The organism is Novosphingobium aquiterrae, from assembly GCF_042434435.1.
GTDB classification, from domain to species: Bacteria; Pseudomonadota; Alphaproteobacteria; order Sphingomonadales; family Sphingomonadaceae; genus Novosphingobium; species Novosphingobium aquiterrae.
The window spans coordinates 914409-932383 of the sequence record NZ_JBHLTL010000001.1; the positions used below are offsets into that span (position 1 = coordinate 914409).

At 66.3% G+C, this 17975-nt stretch carries 16 protein-coding genes; 11 read left to right on the forward strand and 5 right to left on the reverse strand.

Translation table 11 applies throughout. The annotated features are described in order from the left end of the window. Positions 1–28 precede the first annotated feature (28 nt). The 6 genes from ACFFF7_RS04440 to ACFFF7_RS04465 all read left to right on the forward strand — a co-directional run bounded on the left by ACFFF7_RS04440 (position 29) and on the right by ACFFF7_RS04465 (position 8129). Complete coding sequence (locus ACFFF7_RS04440) at positions 29–2743, forward strand: bifunctional [glutamine synthetase] adenylyltransferase/[glutamine synthetase]-adenylyl-L-tyrosine phosphorylase (protein WP_379480146.1); 2715 nt, start codon at positions 29–31, stop codon at positions 2741–2743. Further along, positions 2740–3213: a peroxiredoxin gene (locus tag ACFFF7_RS04445; protein WP_379480147.1), complete on the forward strand. Its 474-nt coding sequence runs from the start codon at positions 2740–2742 to the stop codon at positions 3211–3213. Before ACFFF7_RS04440 ends, ACFFF7_RS04445 begins: the two co-directional genes overlap by 4 nt. Before the next feature lie 171 nt (positions 3214–3384). Then, complete coding sequence (locus tag ACFFF7_RS04450; protein WP_379480148.1) at positions 3385–4173, forward strand: ferritin-like domain-containing protein; 789 nt, start codon at positions 3385–3387, stop codon at positions 4171–4173. A gap of 143 nt (positions 4174–4316) precedes the next feature. Then, positions 4317–5063, forward strand: a complete 747-nt coding sequence (locus tag ACFFF7_RS04455; protein WP_379480149.1) for a M23 family metallopeptidase — start codon at positions 4317–4319, stop codon at positions 5061–5063. A 205-nt stretch (positions 5064–5268) separates the two neighbouring features. Further along, a complete protein-coding gene (locus ACFFF7_RS04460; protein ID WP_379480150.1) occupies positions 5269–6822 on the forward strand; it encodes an acyl-CoA synthetase in 1554 nt (517 codons plus the stop codon). Then, positions 6819–8129 (forward strand): cytochrome P450, encoded by a 1311-nt coding sequence (locus tag ACFFF7_RS04465; RefSeq protein ID WP_379480151.1) that lies wholly within the window; start codon positions 6819–6821, stop codon positions 8127–8129. Before ACFFF7_RS04460 ends, ACFFF7_RS04465 begins: the two co-directional genes overlap by 4 nt. Before the next feature lie 56 nt (positions 8130–8185). Here ACFFF7_RS04465 and ACFFF7_RS04470 read toward each other — a convergent pair whose 3' ends face one another. Then, on the reverse strand, positions 8186–9106 hold the full coding sequence (locus ACFFF7_RS04470; RefSeq protein WP_379480152.1) for a hypothetical protein: 921 nt from the start codon (positions 9104–9106) through the stop codon (positions 8186–8188). Positions 9107–9366: 260 nt separating this feature from the next. Then, complete coding sequence (gene galU, locus ACFFF7_RS04475) at positions 9367–10248, reverse strand: UTP--glucose-1-phosphate uridylyltransferase GalU (RefSeq protein WP_379480153.1); 882 nt, start codon at positions 10246–10248, stop codon at positions 9367–9369. Positions 10249–10351: 103 nt separating this feature from the next. Here galU and murA point away from each other — a divergent pair, with 103 nt between their 5' ends. Continuing rightward, the gene (gene murA, locus ACFFF7_RS04480; protein ID WP_379480154.1) at positions 10352–11635 is read left to right on the forward strand and encodes a UDP-N-acetylglucosamine 1-carboxyvinyltransferase; all 1284 of its coding nucleotides are present in this window, start codon (positions 10352–10354) and stop codon (positions 11633–11635) included. After that, a complete protein-coding gene (locus ACFFF7_RS04485) occupies positions 11632–12102 on the forward strand; it encodes a GNAT family N-acetyltransferase (protein ID WP_379480155.1) in 471 nt (156 codons plus the stop codon). Before murA ends, ACFFF7_RS04485 begins: the two co-directional genes overlap by 4 nt. Before the next feature lie 22 nt (positions 12103–12124). Here the strand turns inward: ACFFF7_RS04485 and ACFFF7_RS04490 are convergent, their stop codons facing one another. The 3 genes from ACFFF7_RS04490 to ACFFF7_RS04500 form a co-directional block, all read right to left on the reverse strand. Next, positions 12125–12367 (reverse strand): ribbon-helix-helix domain-containing protein, encoded by a 243-nt coding sequence (locus ACFFF7_RS04490; protein WP_379480156.1) that lies wholly within the window; start codon positions 12365–12367, stop codon positions 12125–12127. A 172-nt stretch (positions 12368–12539) separates the two neighbouring features. Further along, complete coding sequence (gene phbB, locus ACFFF7_RS04495; RefSeq protein ID WP_379480157.1) at positions 12540–13262, reverse strand: acetoacetyl-CoA reductase; 723 nt, start codon at positions 13260–13262, stop codon at positions 12540–12542. 104 nt (positions 13263–13366) lie between these two features. Then, positions 13367–14119, reverse strand: a complete 753-nt coding sequence (locus tag ACFFF7_RS04500; RefSeq protein ID WP_379480158.1) for a hypothetical protein — start codon at positions 14117–14119, stop codon at positions 13367–13369. A 364-nt stretch (positions 14120–14483) separates the two neighbouring features. On the opposite strand from ACFFF7_RS04500, the gene ACFFF7_RS04505 reads away from it, so the two are divergent. The 3 genes from ACFFF7_RS04505 to lptE are packed head-to-tail and all read left to right on the forward strand — an operon-like array spanning position 14484 to position 17972. Beyond that, entirely contained in the window at positions 14484–14879 is a 396-nt protein-coding gene (locus ACFFF7_RS04505; protein ID WP_379480464.1) for a DUF3576 domain-containing protein, read from the forward strand. A 49-nt stretch (positions 14880–14928) separates the two neighbouring features. Next, a complete protein-coding gene (leuS, locus tag ACFFF7_RS04510; RefSeq protein ID WP_379480159.1) occupies positions 14929–17475 on the forward strand; it encodes a leucine--tRNA ligase in 2547 nt (848 codons plus the stop codon). After that, the gene (lptE, locus tag ACFFF7_RS04515; RefSeq protein ID WP_379480160.1) at positions 17472–17972 is read left to right on the forward strand and encodes an LPS assembly lipoprotein LptE; all 501 of its coding nucleotides are present in this window, start codon (positions 17472–17474) and stop codon (positions 17970–17972) included. The genes leuS and lptE overlap by 4 nt, the downstream gene beginning before the upstream one ends. Positions 17973–17975 lie beyond the last annotated feature (3 nt).

Here is a 17975-nt window from a genome sequence, read left to right on the forward strand (position 1 = left end):
CAGGACGGGAGCGGGCATCGCCATGCCGATGACTTTCGACTGGACCGACGCGCTGCGCCGCGCCCGCGAACACGCCCCCTTTCTGGCGGGCGGGCTCGACCGGCTGCCTGCCCTGGAAGCCCTGCTGGCCGATGGGCAGATCGAGGCGGCGCTCGAGGCGGCGCGGCGTGCCGGTGACGGCGCGGATTCGGTGGCGTCGGCGCTGCGGCGCGAAAAACGCGCGCTGGCAACCGTCCTCGCGATCGGCGACCTTGCCGGGGCGCTCCCGCTGCTGCGGGTCACTGGCGAACTATCGGCCTTTGCCGACCGCGCGCTCGACGCGGCCATTGCCGACGCGATCCGCCAGCGCGTGCCCGATGAAGAGCCCGCGGGCTTTCTGGCGCTGGCCCTGGGCAAGCACGGCGCGCAGGAACTGAACTACAGCTCCGACATCGATCCGATCCTGCTTTACGATCCGGCCCTGCTGCCCCGCCGCGAGCGCGACGAGCCGGGCGAGGCAGCGCAGCGCGTTGCCCGCACGCTGATGCAGACGATGAGCCACGTCGATGCTGAAGGCTATGTCTTCCGCGTCGACCTGCGGCTGCGCCCGGCCAGCGAGGTCAGCCCCCTGGCAATCCCTATCGATGCGGCGCTGACGCACTACGAAAGCTCGGCCCTGGCGTGGGAGCGGGCGGCGTTCATCCGGGCGCGGGCCTGTGCTGGCGATATTGCGGCGGGCGACGCGTTCCTTGCCGCGATCCGCTCGTTCGTGTGGCGCAGGAGCCTGGACTTCGGCGCGATTGCCGAGATCGGCCGGCTGACCCAGCAGATCCGCGCCAGCCACGCCGGCGCCCTGCGCCCCGGCCCAGGCTTCGACCTCAAGAAAGGTCGCGGCGGAATTCGCGAGATCGAATTCTACGCCCAGACCCATCAGCTGATCCACGGCGGGCGCAATCCGGCACTGCGGCTGCGCGGGACCCGGGCCAGCCTCGATGCCCTGGCCGAGGCGGGCCTGATCGACCCTGCCGATGCCCACCTGCTGGGCGAAAGCTATGACCGGCTGCGCCAGGTCGAGCACCGCCTGCAGATGGTTGCCGATCAGCAGACCCATGCCTTGCCGCTCGATCCCGCCGCGCTCGACAATGTCGCCCGTCTCGATGGCCTGGCCGACGGGCGCGCGCTGGTGGCCGAACTGGCGGCGATTACCGAGGCGGTCGGCGAACGCTATGACCGCCTGATCGTCCAGCACGGCCACGATCCCGCCGGTCCTGCGTCGACGATGGCCGTTCAGGGCGACGCTCTGGCCGAAAATCTTGCGGCGCTGGGCTTTGCCGACCCGGCGGCGCTGTCGGCGCGAATCGAAAGCTGGCGCGGCGGCAAGGTCCGCGCGCTGCGCAGCGAGGCGGCCCGCGCCGCCTTCGAGGCGATCCAGCAGCCCTTGCTCAGCGCGCTCGCCGCCGCGCCCGAGCCCGACCGTGCGCTGCTCCGCTGGGAACAGCTGCTGACCAATCTGCCCAGCGCGGTGAACCTGTTCCGCCTGCTCGAAGCGCGGCCCGGCCTGCTCGAACTGCTCGCGCGGATCCTCAGCCTGGCCCCGCCACTGGCCGATGCCCTGGCGCGCCGCGCCGACCTGCTCGATCCGCTGATCGATGCCAGCGCTTTCGATCTGCCGCCTTCGGTGGCGGAATTGGCCGCCGACCTGACCCGCGGCGAGGCCGATGACGATTACGAACGATTGCTCGACCGGATCCGGCGCAAGGTTGGGGAACTGCGTTTTCTGCTGGGGGTGCAGCTGATCGAGGGCGCGCGCGATCCGCTGGAAATCGGCGCGGCGCTGTGCCGCGTGGCCGAGGCGGCGCTGGTGGTGCTGGGCGAGGCAGCGGCAAGCGAATTTGCCCGCGCCCATGGCCGCATCGCCGGCAGCGACCTGCTGGTGATGGGCTATGGCCGGCTCGGCGGCGGCGTGCTGACCCACGCTTCCGACCTTGATCTGGTGTTCCTGTTCAGCGGCGAGCACGGCGGGGAAAGCGACGGTGCCCGCCCGATCGGGGCCACGCTCTATTACAACCGGCTGGCCCAGCGGGTCACCGCGGCGCTGTCGGTACCGACCGCCGAGGGCGCGCTGTACGAGGTCGATACCCGGCTGCGGCCATCGGGCGCGCAAGGACCGCTGGCGGTCAGCCTCGACAGTTTCGCGCGCTACCAGCGGGAAGCAGCCTGGACCTGGGAACACATGGCCTTGGCCCGCAGCCGCGTGCTGGTCGGCGCAGAAGATGACCGCCGCGCACTCGAACAGATCGTCCACGATGTCCTGACCATGCCGCGCGACGCCGCCAAACTGCGCGCCGACGTGCTGCACATGCGCGGCGAGATGGCGCGGCACAAGCCGGCCAAAGGCCCGCTCGACGTCAAGCTGGCGCGCGGCGGGCTGGTTGATGTCGAATTCATCGTCCACTTCCTGCAACTGCGCGAGGGGCGCGGGCTTGACCCGCATCTGCCCACCGCGCTGGCGGCGCTGGTCGAGGCGGGGCTGCTGCCCGCTGCGATCCGCGCTGCCCACGCCCGCCTTGCCCGGTTCCTGATCGCCGTCCGCCTTCTCGCCCCCGATGCCGAATTGCCCCCACCGGCGGCGCGCGCGGTGCTTGCCAAAGCGTGCCAATGCCGCGATTGGGACAGCCTTGTCGCGGCCTTGCAAGACGCCCGCGAAACGGTTGCGGCGTGTTGGGGCGCGACGTTCGGACTTGAACTGGAGTTGGACGGATGAGTACATTTCCCGGTGTCGGCGATGCCTTTCCCGACATGGCCCTGACCAGCCCCGAAGGCGGCACCGTCAAGCCGTCGGACTTTTCTGGGCGCAAGCTGGTGGTGTTCTTCTATCCCAAGGACGACACCCCCGGCTGCACGACCGAGAACCAGGACTTCACCGCGCTGGCCGATGACTTCGCCAAGGCCGGCACCGCGCTGCTCGGCGTGAGCAAGGATCCGCCGGCGCGCCACGGCAAATTCATCGCCAAGTACGGCCTGACCGCGCCGCTCGCCAGTGATGCGGCCGAAGGCGGCCTGTCCGACGCGCTGGGGATCTGGACCGAAAAGCAGAACTATGGCCGCACCTATATGGGCATGGTCCGCACCACCTACCTGATCGGGGCCGACGGCCGGATCGCGCAGGTGTGGGACAAGGTCAAGGTCAAGGGCCACGCCGCGGCGGTGCTGGAGGCGGCGCAGGCACTATGATCGATCGCACGTTGATCCTCTCCATTTTTGGCGAATGCCACAAATGGGGAGGTGGCATTTGCGCCAGCAAATGACGGAGGGGTCGCTGCACTTGCGCCATTACCCCTCCGTCTCGGCTGCGCCGAGCCACCTCCCCATTTGCACTTCGTGAAAATGGAGAGGATCTGGACAATGCCGACCATCGCCCAGGCGATCCGCGCCGCCTTGCTGGAACCCGACCCGCGCGCCAAGGCCTTCGCCGCCCGCGCCGTGGCGCGCGATTTTGCCGCCGGACGCCTGTCCTTCGTCTTCGATGTTCCGATGCCCGATGCACCCGGCCGCCCGGAAACGCCCGTACTGTTGCCCCCCAGTCAGATGCCCAAGCGCGGCAAGGGCGGGTCCGAACGCGGCCGGATCGCGCTGTGGCACGCGCTGGCCCATATCGAGTTCGTCGCGATCGACCTGGCGCTCGATATGGCCGGGCGCTTCGGGGCGGAGCGCGGCCCCGGCTTCGTTGCCGACTTCCTGTCGGTCGCCGCGGACGAGGCAATGCACTTCGCGCTGCTCGCGCGCAAGCTGCGCAGCCTGGGCAGCCACTATGGGGCGCTGCCGGCGCACTCTGGCCTGTGGGACGCTGCCCGCGAGACCGCCCACGATGTCGCCGCGCGCCTCGCCGTGGTGCCGATGGTGCTCGAGGCGCGCGGGCTCGATGTCACCCCGGCAACGCTGGAACGGGTGCGCGCAGCTGGCGACGAAAACGGCGCGCGAATCCTCGAGCGAATCCTTGACGACGAAATCCGCCACGTGCGGGTCGGCGCAACACATTTCACCGCAATTTGTGCCGAGCGCGGCGAATCCGCGGAAAACCTATGGAAAATGCTTGTCCGGCGCCATTTCGGGGGTGCCGTTAAGCCGCCGTTCAACGACTCGGCGCGGCTATCTGCCGGGTTATCGCGCGATTGGTACGCCGGGGTTGCCTGATTAACTTTTGCCGGTCAGACGGGTTGGGCAAGAGACGGCGGGGGGTCCGACCATCTCAAGACAAACCAACCGGAAGGCCAAAAGGCTGCCCGGTTCTGGAAGGTTTTACGGCCTTTCGGGCGCAAAAAAACAAGGTAGTTTTAGTGGTCGTACTTACCGTTGTTGCCAAGGCTCGCACGATTGCCGGCACCCTTGCCGCACTCGCCAGCCTGGCCTTTACGACTCCCGCGATGGCCAACAGCAGCGCTGCCGCTGCCGATGTCACCGCTCCGCTGCGCGCCGCGCAAGCTTCCAAGGTACAGAACACCGGTGGCGACGAAGAGTTCCGCCGTTTGTTTTCCAGCTGGAAATCACTCGACAAGGCGAACCTGGTCAACACCAGCGTGACCGCCGCCGGCTCTGCCAGCTCGATCTTCCGCCCGCGCACCGTTTCGATCCCGTCGCGGATGCCGGTCGTCGGCGCAGCGCTGACCAGCGGTTATGGCATGCGTATCCACCCGGTGCTGGGTGGCCGCCGCGCGCACAAGGGTATCGATCTGGCCATGCCGATGGGCACCCCGGTCTATGCCACCGCCGATGCAGTGGTCAGCAAGGCCGAACGCTTTTCCAGCTATGGCCTGTTCATCAGCCTTGAACACGGCGCCGACATCCAGACCCGCTATGGTCACCTGTCGCGCATCGCGGTTGCCGCCGGCCAGACCGTCCACAAGGGCGACCTGATCGGCTACGTCGGTTCGACCGGCCGCTCGACCGGCCCCCACCTGCACTATGAAGTGCGCGTCGGCGGCCTCGCGGTAAACCCGGTTCCCTATCTGCAGGGCGAAGGCCGTCCTGGCACGCAGCTGGCCGTGGTCAGCGATGATGGCGCCATGGGCGACGGCGACGAATAAGGGTTCATTGTCCGATACCGGGCAGAGACCCGGATCGGGTTTCAGCTTCGGAGAGGAACGCTGGAAGAGGGGCGGTGCCGCAGGCGCCGCCCTTTTTCGTTGCGGTCGTTTTTCGCGGGACGGGCGCTTTTCCCTTTGCCGCCCTTTAATCGTTCGGTTAAACCACTCCTGAGCGGCGCAAAGCCGTAACGGAGAGTGACCGACGATGCATCCTGCAATCCATGCCAAGGCCCATCCCGACAAGGCTGCCATCGTCATGGCCGAAAGCGGCGAGACGATCAGCTATGCCGAACTTGACCGGCGTTCCAACCAGGTCGCCCAGCTGCTTCGCAACCGCGGGATCAAGATCGGCGACACGGTGGCGATGTGCCTGGAAAACCACCCCTGGTTCTTCTGCCTGGCATGGGGCTTCCAGCGTGCCGGGGTGCATTACGTCGGCATCTCCAGCCGCCTGACCGCGCCGGAGATCGCCTATATTTTGGAAGACAGCGGTGCCAAGCTGCTGTTCGGTTCGGCCCACGGCGCCGCGGTGCTTGACGAAGTGGCCAACCTGTCTCCTGCCGTGCCGCAGCTGCGGCTCGACACGCCGGGTCCGCTCAGCGCCGAAGACGCGCTTGGCGCGATGCCCGCCACGCCGATCGCCGACGAACGCGCCGGGGCCGACATGCTCTATTCGAGCGGCACCACCGGGCGGCCCAAGGGGGTCAAGATCCCGCTGCCGGAAGATCCGGCGATCGATGCCACCAACGTCCTCGTCCAGCTGGCAATGATGGCCTATGGCATTAACGAGAACGCGGTCTATCTGTCTCCCGCCCCGCTGTACCACGCCGCGCCGCTGCGCTGGTCGATGACCGTTCACAAGATCGGCGGCACCGTGGTGGTGATGGAAAAGTTCGATCCCGAAGCCGCGCTGGCCGCGATCGAGAAATACAAGATCACGGACAGCCAGTTCGTGCCGACGCATTTCGTGCGGATGCTCAAGCTGCCCGAAGCGGTGCGCGCGAAGTACGATGTGTCGTCGCTCAAATGCGCGATCCACGCCGCCGCGCCGATCCCGGTGCCGGTCAAGCAGGCGATGATCGACTGGTGGGGGCCGGTGCTCTACGAATACTACGCCGGGACCGAAGGCAACGGATCGACCTTCATCACCAGCCACGAATGGCTGACCAAGCCCGGATCGGTCGGCAAGGCGCTGTCCGGCATCCTGCATATCTGTGACGAGAACGGCGACGAAGTGCCCGCGGGGACCGAAGGCCAGGTGTTCTTCGAACCCAGCGACCCCAGCCTGCCGGTGTTCGAATACCACAACGACCCGGTCAAGACGGCAGAAAGCCGCAACAAGCACGGCTGGTCCAGCCTGGGCGACGTCGGCTATGTCGATGCCGACGGCTACCTGTTCCTCACCGACCGGAAAAGCTTCATGATCATTTCCGGCGGGGTCAACATCTACCCGCAGGAGATCGAGAACCTGCTGGTCACCCACCCGAAGGTGGCCGATGCCGCGGTGATCGGCGCCCCCGATCCCGACATGGGCGAACGCGTGGTGGCGGTGGTCCAGCCGCTCGACATGGCGCAGGCCGGGCCCGATCTGGCGGCGGAACTGACCACCTATCTGCGCGGGCAGCTCAGCGGCGTGAAGATGCCGCGCCAGATCGATTTCCGCGAACAATTGCCCCGCGAACTGACCGGCAAGCTCTACAAGCGATTGCTGCGCGACGAATACAAGGCGGCCCATGAACAGGCCCAGGCAGGAGCATGACCACCGTGACACAGCCCGTTGCCAGCCCCGAAGACGCCATCGCGGTAATCGATCCCGCATCCTATGCCGCGTGGGGCCCGCTGCTCGACACCTTCGACCGGCTTCGCAGCGAGACTCCGGTGGTGCGGATCGAAAGCCCCGACGGCGAATTCGACCCGTTCTGGCTGCTGACGCGCTATGACGATGCGATGCGGGTATCGAAGGACAATGCCCGCTTCCTCAACGCGCCGCGCGCCACGGTCTTCACCAACAAAACCGGCGAGGCCTTTGCCCGCCAGATCACCGCGCAGCAGGGCGATGAAAGCCCCAACCTGGTCTCGTCGCTGGTCGTGCTCGACGCGCCCAAACACCCCAAGCTGCGCCGGCTGACCCAGGAATGGTTCATGCCCAAGAACCTGCGCACGATCGAGGCGCAGATCCGCGAGCTGGCGGCCAGGACTGTCGACCGTCTGGTCGCTGCCGGGCCGGAATGCGATTTCGTCCCGCTGGTCGCCGCGCCCTATCCGCTGCACGTGGTGATGCAGATCCTGGGCGTGCCCGAGGAAGACGAACCGCGCATGCTGTTCCTGACCCAGCAGATGTTCGGCGGGCAGGACGAAGACCTCAACAAGAGCGGCATGGCCAACCTCTCGCCTGAACAGATCCTGCAGATCGTGACCGGGGCGGTGAAGGACTTCGAGACCTATTTCGAAGGGCTGGCAGCGCAGCGCCGCGCCAATCCGACCAGCGACGTCGCCACGATCCTGGCCAATGCGGTCATCGATGGCGAGCCGATTTCGGCGCGCGACCTGGCCGGGTACTACATCATCGTCGCCGCTGCCGGGCATGATACCACCAGTGCCAGCACCGCCGGGGCGATGCTCGCCTTGGCCAGGGATCCAGAGCAGTTTGCCCGGGTCAAGGCCGACCGCAGCCTGGTGCCTGGGATTGTCGAGGAAGCGATCCGCTGGACCACCCCGGTCCAGCACTTCATGCGCACCGCGGCCGAGGATGCGCAGTTCGGCGACGTGACGATCAAGGCCGGCGACTGGCTGATGATCAACTATGTCGCGGCGAATCACGATCCGGCGCAATTTGCCGATCCGCGCCGGTTCGATGCCACGCGTGAGGCCAACCGCCACCTGGCCTTCGGGGCGGGAGCGCATCAATGCCTGGGGCTGCACCTGGCCCGGCTGGAAATGCGCCTGCTGTTCGAGGCCCTGCTCGACCGGGTCGATGCGGTGGAACTGGCCGGAGAACCGCGCCGCGCCAAGAGTACGTTCGTCGGTGGGCTGAAAACCTTGCCGCTGCGGATCACCGCGCGCTGACGCCAAACGGGCGCGCACCTGGAGGGGTGCGACGCCCGCGGCGCATCTGGCGCGCCCTAGACGAACTCGGGCGTGCGATGCTTGATCGTCACCGCTTCGGGGCGATAGGTCCGATAATCGAACGGCGTATCGCTGTGGTTCTGCTGCCGCGCCTCGCGCGCCTGCAGGATCAGCCGCGCCCGGCGGCGGCGGGCCTTGGCGGTGGTGAACGGGTTGGCGGCGTCGGGCGGCGCAGCGACCATGCTTTCGATCAGCGCCTGACGATCGGCCCCGGCAGCGAACTGGCGCTCTGCCGCGCGCGGGGCAGGTGCCTCAACCGGCTGGACAGGGACCGCTGCGGGCACGTCCGGTTCGCGTTCCACTGGCACCGAGACAGGTTCGTATTCAACCACAGGAAGGTCTTCGCCGACGCGCTTACGGCGGCGTGACAGCACGTAGCCCGCACCGGCACCGATCACCAGAATTGCACCGCCCAGCGCCAGCGCAGCGCTTTTTTCGTCATTGGCCGGTGCAGGCTGCGCAGCGCTTTCAGCAACCGGCAGCGCCGCCGGTTCTGCTGCGGCGACGGGCGTTACCGCGTCCGGCCCGGTGCCAGCGGGAGGGAGGGTACTTGGCACAGGACCGGACGCAGTCGGCGCGGCGGCGGCGGAGGGGAGCTTCACCGCTGCCGCGCGGGGTGCTGCTGTGGAACGCGCCGTGCGTGTCGGCGCGGCAGCCTTGGCAGGAACAGCCGGAGGCGGAACAGCAGCAGGCTCTTCGGGAAGTGCGATAGCGGTCGGGACCGCCTGGATGACCGGTTGCGATAGGATCGTCGGCGCGACAGGAGCAGGGGCAGGTGCCGGTGCGGCTTCAGCCGCGGGCGCGGCCTGACCGGCCGGCACGGCTTCCTGCGCCATCACGGGAACGGGAACGAGGGCGAGAGCGGCGACAGTCGCGGCGAAGGCCCGGGGCGAACGGATCAGGGTTGCTTTCGTCATGCCAGTCAAAATGCGTGGAGGCGGCAAACCGTTCCATCTTGACATGTGTTCTTTGGGACGAACCGAAAGGCGTACTTCGATGAATTGAGCAACTTTGTTATTTAGTTTCGTGATTGATTTCGAATTGAACGGTCGCAATCCAGCTCGGTTAATCGAACCGACAGGGTTGGTTCATCTGGCGTTTATGTTCCTGATGGGCGCTTTTACTTTCGTCGTGCCTGGGCAACCATTGATCGCTGGCGAATCGCGACCGCATCATCCTATCGCAACAGCCGCAGCGCCATCGCCCGCACCTCATCGCGCATGTCCTCGCGCTCCAGCGCGATGGCCAGGGTCGCCTCTACAAAGCCGGTCTTGCTGCCGCAGTCATAACGCTTGCCGGCAAAGGTAACCGCGTGAAACGGCTGCTTGCCGATCATCTGCGCCATGGCATCGGTCAGCTGGACCTCACCCCCGGCGCCCTTGCCCTGGTTCTCCAGCACCCGCATCACTTCGGGCTGGAGGATATAGCGGCCCGAGATGATCAGGTTGCTGGGGGCATCGGCGCGCTTGGGCTTTTCGACCAGGCCAAGCACTTCGGTCAGGGCGCCGTTTCGCGCGCCCGGGGCGATCACGCCGTAGCTGGACACCTCATCCTCCGGCACTTCCAGCACCGAGATGAGGTTGCCGCCCGTCTCGTTATAGGCATCGACCATTTGCTTCATGCAGCCGGGCTGGCCGATCATCAGCTCGTCCGGCAGGAAGATTGCAAAGGGCTCATCCCCGACGATCGCCCGCGCGCACCAGATTGCGTGACCGAGGCCCAGCGGCACCTGCTGACGCACGGTCACCAGGTTGCCCGGCAGAACCCGTGTCGGTTCGAGCACGGCCAGCGACTTGTCGCGCTCGGTCATCGTCGCTTCGAGTTCGTAAGCGGTATCGAAATGCTCGACGATTGACGTCTTGCCGCGGCCAGTGACGAAAATCAGCTGCTCAATCCCTGCCTCACGCGCTTCGTCGACCGCATACTGGATCAGCGGTCGGTCGATCACCGGCAGCATTTCCTTCGGGATCGCCTTGGTCGCGGGCAGGAACCTGGTGCCCAGACCGGCCACCGGAAACACGGCCTTGCGGATCGGTTTGTGCGCTTTGGAACTTGTCATGCACGGCCCCTAGCCTGCCCATATTGCAGCGCGGTTAAAGCGGTTTCCACGGCCATGCGCAACGCCCCGTTGCCCGCCGCGTGAATCGCGCTAAACGGCATAAATGGACAAGATCATCATCCAGGGCGGCAAGCGCCTTTCCGGCACCATTCCCATCTCCGGCGCGAAGAACGCCGCGCTGACGCTGCTGCCCTGCGCCTTGCTGACCGAAGAGCCGCTGACGTTGCGCAACCTGCCGCGCCTGGCGGACATCGACGGGTTCCAGCATCTAATGAACCAGTTCGGCATTTCGACGTCGATTGCCGGATCGCGACCCGAGGACTTCGGCCGGGTGATGACCCTGGAAGCGCCGCGCATCACCAGCACGGTCGCGCCCTATGAACTGGTGCGCAAGATGCGCGCCTCGATCCTGGTGCTGGCCCCGATGCTGGCGCGGATGGGCGAGGCGACGGTGTCGCTGCCCGGCGGCTGCGCGATCGGCAACCGCCCGATCGACCTGCACCTGAAAGCGCTCGAAGCGCTGGGCGCGACGATCGAGCTGGCCGCCGGCTATGTCCGCGCAATCGCCCCCGATGGTGGCCTGCCCGGCGGGCGCTATTCGTTCCCGGTGGTCTCGGTCGGCGCGACCGAGAACGCGCTGATGGCGGCAGTGTTGTGCACCGGCAAGTCGGTGCTGCACAACGCCGCGCGCGAGCCCGAGATTGTCGACCTGTGCAACCTGCTGGTGGCGATGGGCGCGCAGATCGAAGGAATCGGCAGCAGCGACCTGACCATCCACGGCGTCCCCCGCCTGCACGGCGCCACCTACCGGGTGATGAGCGACCGGATCGAGGCCGGATCCTATGCCTGCGCCGCGGCAATCACCGGGGGCGAGGTGTTCCTCAAGCACGCCGTGATCGACGAGATGGACGCCACCGTCCAGGCGCTGCGCGATGCCGGGGTGACAGTCGAGCCCAAGGCCGGCGGGATCCAGATCGCCGCCGAGGGCAAGCTCAAGGCGGTCAACATCTCGACCGCGCCCTATCCGGGGTTCGCCACCGATATGCAGGCCCAGCTGATGGCCATGCTGTGCCTCGCCGAAGGCACATCGGTGTTGACCGAGACGATCTTCGAGAACCGCTACATGCACGTCCCCGAACTGGGCCGGATGGGAGCGCATATCGAGACGTCCGGCCGGACCGCGATCGTCCACGGCGTGGGCAAGCTGACCGGCGCCGAAGTGATGGCCACCGACCTGCGCGCCTCGATGAGCCTGGTCATCGCCGGGCTCGCCGCCGAGGGCGAAACCCAGGTCCACCGCCTCTACCACCTCGACCGCGGGTATGAACGGCTGGAAGAGAAACTGGCCCTGGTCGGGGCGGATATCGAGCGGGTTGGCGGGGATTGATACAGGCAGCAGGGCTCACTTTTCGCCGCGCCCGCGCGGTCGATGTGGCGACAATTGTCGCGTTGCTGGCCGACGACATGCTCGGCGCTGCGCGGGAAGCATCGGCGGACGCGGAAGCGCAATTGGCCTATCTCGCCGCCTTTGGAGAGATTGACGCTGACCCCAATCAGCTTTTGGCGGTGGCGGAATTGAACGGCGAAATTGTCGGGACGCTGCAACTCACCTTCATACCTGGGCTTAGCCGTCACGGCTCCAAGCGCGGTATTATCGAGGCGGTACGTGTCGCCAGTGATAGCCGCAGCAAGAAGATCGGCGAGGCGATGATCGCTTGGGCGATTGAACAATGCCGGGAAAGACGTTGCCGTTTGGTCCAATTAACGACGGACAAGGCACGGATCGATGCGCATCGGTTTTATGATCGGTTGGGCTTCGAGGCGTCGCACATCGGATACAAGCTCGCCCTGTGATTCGTCTTGCGTTGGTTGTTGGCTAGCCCAGCCGCGCAGCCAGCCACCCCACCAGCCACAGCCGCACCGCGCTGGCGAGGCCGGGCGGGACCGGGGCCTTGATCCGTTCCGCATCGATCCGTGCGACCAGGGCGTTGATTGGCACGCCTTCGACCGCTGCCGCCTGCTTGAGCAGTTCCCAAAACAGTGGCTCGAGGCTGATCGAGGTCTTGTGGCCGGCGATCTCGACCGAGCGCTTGCGCGGCGGGTGATAGGGGGTGGTCATGGTGAAATGGGTCTAGCGCGCCAAAGCGGCTGCGGCAAAGCCGCATCCGTGACGTCAGACGGGTTTGGCGGCCTGATGTCCGCCGCCCCGCTGGCCGAGATGAACCGTGGCTGCGCCACAGGCGAATAGCTTGCCGTTCCTTCGGAACGCCTGCGCTATTCGCCTCGGTCCATCAGTACATGTGCTGACCACCGTTGATGCTCATCGTCGAACCGGTCACGAAACCGCCATTGTCGCTGGTCAGGAAGGCCACCCCGCGGGCGATTTCCTCGGCCTGGCCGAGGCGGCCGACCGGGATCTTGGCGACGATCTTTTCCAGCACCGGGGCGGGCACCGCGGCGACCATGTCGGTATCGATATAACCCGGAGCGATGGCGTTGACGGTGACCCCGTACTTCGCCCCTTCCTGGGCCAGCGCTTTGGTGAAGCCGTGGATGCCCGACTTGGCCGCGGCATAGTTGACCTGGCCGTATTGCCCGGCCTGGCCATTGATCGAACCGATGTTGACGATCCGTCCCCAGCCGCGTTCGCGCATGCCCGGAAAGGTCGCCTTGGCCATGTTGAAGCAGCCGCCCAGGTTGATCCGCATGACCTCGTTCCAGTCATCGAAGCTCATCTTGTGGAGCACGCCGTCGCGAGTCACCCCGGCGTTGTTGATGACGATGTCGATAGGACCATATTCGGCGGCAATGTCGTTGCAATTGTGTATGCAGGCCTCGTGATCGCCGACGTCCCAGCGGATGGACGGAATGCCGGTCCTGTCGGTAAAGGCGCGGGCCTTTTCGTCATTGCCGCCATAATTGGCGATGACCTGATGGCCCTGCCTCTGCAAGCGCAGACAGATCGCCTCGCCAATCCCGCGGGTCCCGCCCGTCACGATAGCCACACGCGCCATCAGCAATCCTTTCCCGAGTTTTGTGATTCTCGGGAAAAGACTAGGCAGGCTGCCCTAGACGGGCAAGCGCATTGCATACGTAAAGGAAATAGCGGCCCAGCGACCTAGAAGCGGATCTGGGTACCGACGTAGACCGCCTGGTTGTCCTGCTTGCCATCGACCAGCGGATCGACGCGGTTGCGCTCGGGCGAATAGCGTACCCCGGCGGTCACGTTGAGATTGCGGCTGAGCCGGTAACTGCCGCCCAGATCGACTGTCTGGTCTGCACCCTGACCTTCCAGGGTGCGCGGGCTGCGGCCGGGACGGGTACGTTCGTCAAGTTCGACCCGCGGCGCAAAACGCGACGGATCCGACTTGGCCGAGCCGGCAATGCTGTATGCGGCCAGATCGGGCATGTCGATGCGGCGGGCCTCGGCTCCGGCTCCGCTTTGGGCAAAGGTCTTGTACCCGCGCGCCGCGCCGAGGCTGTAGGCGGTCGGCGCGATGGCCAGTGCCGCGGCATCGCCGGCATTCCTGGCCGGTCCGCGCACCACGATCTGGCGGGCAATCGGCGAATCGAGCCGGACAGCGACCGTCAGCGAACGGTCCATCCGGGTTGGCGTCGCCGCCGGCGTAAAACGGAAGGTGCGACCCTTCGACAGGGCGCGTACCGTAATCGAACGCGCCAGCCGCGGATCGACGTCGGCGGGGCGGAAGCCAAACAGCTGCGCATCCGCCGAATCATCGATCGGCTGCAAAGCCAGACGGCTTGAGAAGGCCAGAACCGCGCTGGGCAAGGCAAGCAGGGCAACAGTCGCCGCCAGCAGCAATGCCGCTGTGCCGCTGCGCTTTCTTGTCTCTGTTCCAGCCTCGGCCATTGCCGCGCAATTCCCTTGTCAACTGGGCGACTCTGCGCCCGCTACCATGCAGTTTCGGCCCCTTCGGGCGCAATGCCAAGCCCTAACTTGGGATGTCGGCGATCCTGATGGCGGTGGAGCGGTGAATTGCGGCTTAACCAGGCGCGGCCCATTCACGCCGGGTTCACCGCCCCGGCGGCCTTAAGCCGCCTGAACTGTGGCTGGGCAAAGCAGGCTTGCCGCCCCCGCCGCCTCGGTTATAGAGGCTGCGGGCGGCGCGGGCTTCCCGCTCGGCATGGACGCCCTTGATACAGGACCTGGAACGACGATGAACGGCAGCACCCCCACCACTTTCTCTCGTATCGGGCGCGCAGGCCTTGTCGCGATGACCGCACTGGCCCTGGTCAGCTGCGGCAAGAAGGATCGTCCCAAGGCCGATCTGGCCGCATCGAAGATCACCACGATCGGGGTCAATTCCTATCTGTGGCGCGCCAGCCTTGAAGCGCTAAGCTTCATGCCGCTGCTCCAGACCGACAGCAACGGCGGGGTGATCGTCACCGACTGGTACGCCAACCCCAACAACCCGAACGAGCGGATGAAGGTCACGGTCACAATCCTCGACCAGGACCTGCGCGCCGATGCGCTGCGCGTTGCCGCCAGCCGCCAGGTCAACCAGGCCGGGACGTGGGTCGATGCCCCGGTTCAGGCCGCAACCATCCAGAAGCTGGAAGACGTGATCCTGACCAAGGCCCGCGACCTGCGCCGCAGCGGGATCAGTTAAATCCCGATCCGCGCTTGCGCGGCACTGCCGAAAAGCTAGAGGGACGGGCATGACCGACAGCCCTTCCGAACCCGTCCGTTTCAATCCCGCCGCCGCCGATCCGCGCTGGCAGGCGGAGTGGGACGCGCGCCAGTCGTTCCGCGCCGACGATGCCAGCCCCAAGCCGAAGAGCTTCATCCTCGAGATGTTCCCCTATCCCTCGGGGCGCATCCACATCGGTCACGTGCGCAATTACACCATGGGCGACGTGCTGGCCCGGACCAAGCGGATGCAGGGCTTCGAAGTGCTCCACCCGATGGGCTGGGACGCCTTCGGCATGCCGGCCGAAAACGCGGCGATGGAAAAGGGTGTCCACCCCGGAAGCTGGACGTTGCAGAATATCGAGACGATGAAAGCCCAGCTCAAGCGGCTCGGCTTCGCGCTCGACTGGAGCCGCGAACTCGCCACCTGCAAGCCGGACTATTACGGCCAGGAGCAGGCGCTGTTCCTCGACCTGTACAAGGCCGGCCTGGTCTACCGCAAGGAATCGGCGGTCAACTGGGACCCGGTCGACATGACCGTGCTGGCCAACGAGCAGGTGATCGACGGGCGCGGCTGGCGCAGCGGCGCGCTGGTCGAAAAGCGCAAGCTCAGCCAGTGGTTCCTCAAGATCACCCAGTTCGCCGATGAACTGATCGAAGGGCTGGGCCGCCTCGACACCTGGCCCGAAAAGGTCCGGCTGATGCAGGAAAACTGGATCGGCAAGTCGCAGGGGCTGCGCTGCACTTTCAACTTCGTCGACAGCAGCGACGGGATCGCGGTCTATACCACGCGGCCCGACACGCTGTTCGGTGCGAGCTTCGTGGCAATCGCGGCGGATCATCCCTTCGCCCAGAAAATGGCCGCAAATCTGCCCGAACTGCAGGCCTTTATCGCCGACTGCAAGCGCGGCGGGACCACCGCGGCCGAGCTGGAAACGGCTGAAAAGAAGGGCTTCAACACCGGTTATTCGGTGGAGCACCCGCTGAAGAAGGCGTGGCACCTGCCGGTCTACGTCGCCAATTTCGTGCTGATGGACTACGGCACCGGCGCGGTATTCGGCTGCCCGGCGCACGACCAGCGCGACCTCGATTTTGCCCGCAAGTACGACCTGCCGGTGACCCGCGTGGTCGCCGAAGGCGACGAGACCGATGCCGTGTTCCGCGGCGACGAGGCCTATACCGGGCCGGGTCGGATCGTGAATTCCGAGTGGCTCGACGGGATGACCGTCGACCAGGCCAAGGCCGATATCATCGCCAAGGCGGCGCACGACGGCTGGGGCGAGGCGGAAACGCAGTACCGCCTGCGCGACTGGGGCGTGTCGCGCCAGCGTTATTGGGGCACGCCGATTCCGTTCATCCACTGCGCCGACTGCGGCGTGGTGCCGGTGCCCAAGAACCAGTTGCCGGTGGTGCTGCCCGAAGACGTCGACTTCAAGACCCCGGGCAACCCGCTCGATCGCCATCCCACCTGGAAGCACGTCCCCTGCCCCAAGTGCGGCCAGCCGGCGCAGCGCGAGACCGACACGCTCGACACCTTCGTCGACAGCTCGTGGTACTTCCTGCGCTTCGCCAGCCAGCCCGGAGACAAGCCGTTCGATCCGGCGATGATCAAGCAGTGGCTGCCGGTCGAACAGTACATCGGCGGGATCGAGCACGCGATCCTCCACCTGCTCTACGCCCGCTTTTGGACCCGCGCGCTGGCCCACATCGGCATGATCGAGGTCAAGGAACCCTTCGCCAGCCTGTTCACGCAAGGGATGGTGACGCATGAGACCTATTCGCGCGCCGACACGGGCAATGGCGCGCCGATTTACTTCGCGCCCGAGGAAATCGAACGTGGCAGCGACAGCGCCCTGCTCAAGGCCGATGGTCAGCCGGTCGAAATCGGCCGCGTCATCAAGATGTCGAAGTCGAAGAAGAACGTGGTCGATCCCGACGACATCATCGCCCACTACGGTGCCGATGCGGTGCGCTGGTTCATGTTGTCGGACAGCCCGCCCGAGCGCGACCTGCCGTGGTCCGAAGCGGGGATCGAAGGCTGTGCCCGCTTCGTCCAGCGGTTGTGGCGGCTGTTCGGCCAGTACGACGCATCGGCAGCTGGCGAGGACAAGGCGGTTGATCGCAAGGCCCACCAGGCCGTCCACGCGGTCGGCCAGGACATTGCCGCGCTGGGCTTCAACAAGGCGGTGGCGCGGATCTATGAACTGACCGCAGTGATCGAAAAGGCCGCCCCTTCGGCCAGCCGCTCCGCCGCGATCCGCACCCTGCTGCTACTGGTCGCGCCGATGATGCCGCACCTGGCCGAAGAAGCCTGGGCCCAGATCGGCGAGGCCGGACTGATCGCCGACGCCGCCTGGCCGCCGGTCGACCCTGCCCTGCTGGTCGAGGACGAGGTGATCATCGCGATCCAGGTGCTGGGCAAGCTGCGCGACACCGTCACCGTCGCCAAGGGCCTGCCGCGCGAAGAGCTTGAGGCGCTTGCCCTTGCCTCGGACAAGGTGCAGCGTGCATTGGATGGCAAGGCTGTTAAGAAAGTGATCGTGGTGCCCGACCGACTGGTGAATCTGGTGGCATGAAGCGCCTCGCCGCCCTGCTCCTGCCCCTGACGCTCGCCGCCTGCGGGCTGAAGCCGATGTATGCCGGCGGCGGCAGCGGCGCGGTTGCACAGGGCCTTGCCGGAATCTCGGTACCGCCGATCGAGGGCAAATCCGGCTGGCTGATGCGCAACGCGCTGGTCGACCGGCTGGGCAATGGCGGCGCATCCGGCGGATCGCGCTACCGGCTCGACGTCCGGCTTGACGACAAGCTTGAGGGACTGGGCCTGCTCTCCAACGATACCATCGCCCGCGAACGCCGCACCTTGCGCGCGCGCTATCAGCTGGTCGACTTGACCAGCGGCGCTATCGTGCTTGACGCGACCGCCGGATCGGACGCCGGGATCGACGTGGTCAGCAGCGAATATGCGACCATCGCGGCCGAACAGACCGCGCTCGAAAACCTCTCGCGCGAGGTGGCCGACCGGATTGTGTCGCGCATTGCCCTGCAGCTGCGGGGCGCGGCATCCGCGCAGTGATGC

What these genes read in the sequence shown, in the direction of transcription:
- ACFFF7_RS04500 (WP_379480158.1), bottom strand. Translation starts at nt 14,119, where the DNA reads ATGGCCGAGGCTGGAACAGAGACAAGAAAGCGCAGCGGCACAGCGGCA.
- ACFFF7_RS04470 (WP_379480152.1), bottom strand. Translation starts at nt 9,106, where the DNA reads ATGACGAAAGCAACCCTGATCCGTTCGCCCCGGGCCTTCGCCGCGACT.
- ACFFF7_RS04505 (WP_379480464.1), top strand. Translation starts at nt 14,484, where the DNA reads ATGACCGCACTGGCCCTGGTCAGCTGCGGCAAGAAGGATCGTCCCAAG.
- phbB (WP_379480157.1), bottom strand. Translation starts at nt 13,262, where the DNA reads ATGGCGCGTGTGGCTATCGTGACGGGCGGGACCCGCGGGATTGGCGAG.
- leuS (WP_379480159.1), top strand. Translation starts at nt 14,929, where the DNA reads ATGACCGACAGCCCTTCCGAACCCGTCCGTTTCAATCCCGCCGCCGCC.
- ACFFF7_RS04450 (WP_379480148.1), top strand. Translation starts at nt 3,385, where the DNA reads ATGCCGACCATCGCCCAGGCGATCCGCGCCGCCTTGCTGGAACCCGAC.
- ACFFF7_RS04440 (WP_379480146.1), top strand. Translation starts at nt 29, where the DNA reads ATGACTTTCGACTGGACCGACGCGCTGCGCCGCGCCCGCGAACACGCC.
- ACFFF7_RS04460 (WP_379480150.1), top strand. Translation starts at nt 5,269, where the DNA reads ATGCATCCTGCAATCCATGCCAAGGCCCATCCCGACAAGGCTGCCATC.
- galU (WP_379480153.1), bottom strand. Translation starts at nt 10,248, where the DNA reads ATGACAAGTTCCAAAGCGCACAAACCGATCCGCAAGGCCGTGTTTCCG.
- lptE (WP_379480160.1), top strand. Translation starts at nt 17,472, where the DNA reads ATGAAGCGCCTCGCCGCCCTGCTCCTGCCCCTGACGCTCGCCGCCTGC.
- murA (WP_379480154.1), top strand. Translation starts at nt 10,352, where the DNA reads ATGGACAAGATCATCATCCAGGGCGGCAAGCGCCTTTCCGGCACCATT.
- ACFFF7_RS04490 (WP_379480156.1), bottom strand. Translation starts at nt 12,367, where the DNA reads ATGACCACCCCCTATCACCCGCCGCGCAAGCGCTCGGTCGAGATCGCC.
- ACFFF7_RS04445 (WP_379480147.1), top strand. Translation starts at nt 2,740, where the DNA reads ATGAGTACATTTCCCGGTGTCGGCGATGCCTTTCCCGACATGGCCCTG.
- ACFFF7_RS04465 (WP_379480151.1), top strand. Translation starts at nt 6,819, where the DNA reads ATGACCACCGTGACACAGCCCGTTGCCAGCCCCGAAGACGCCATCGCG.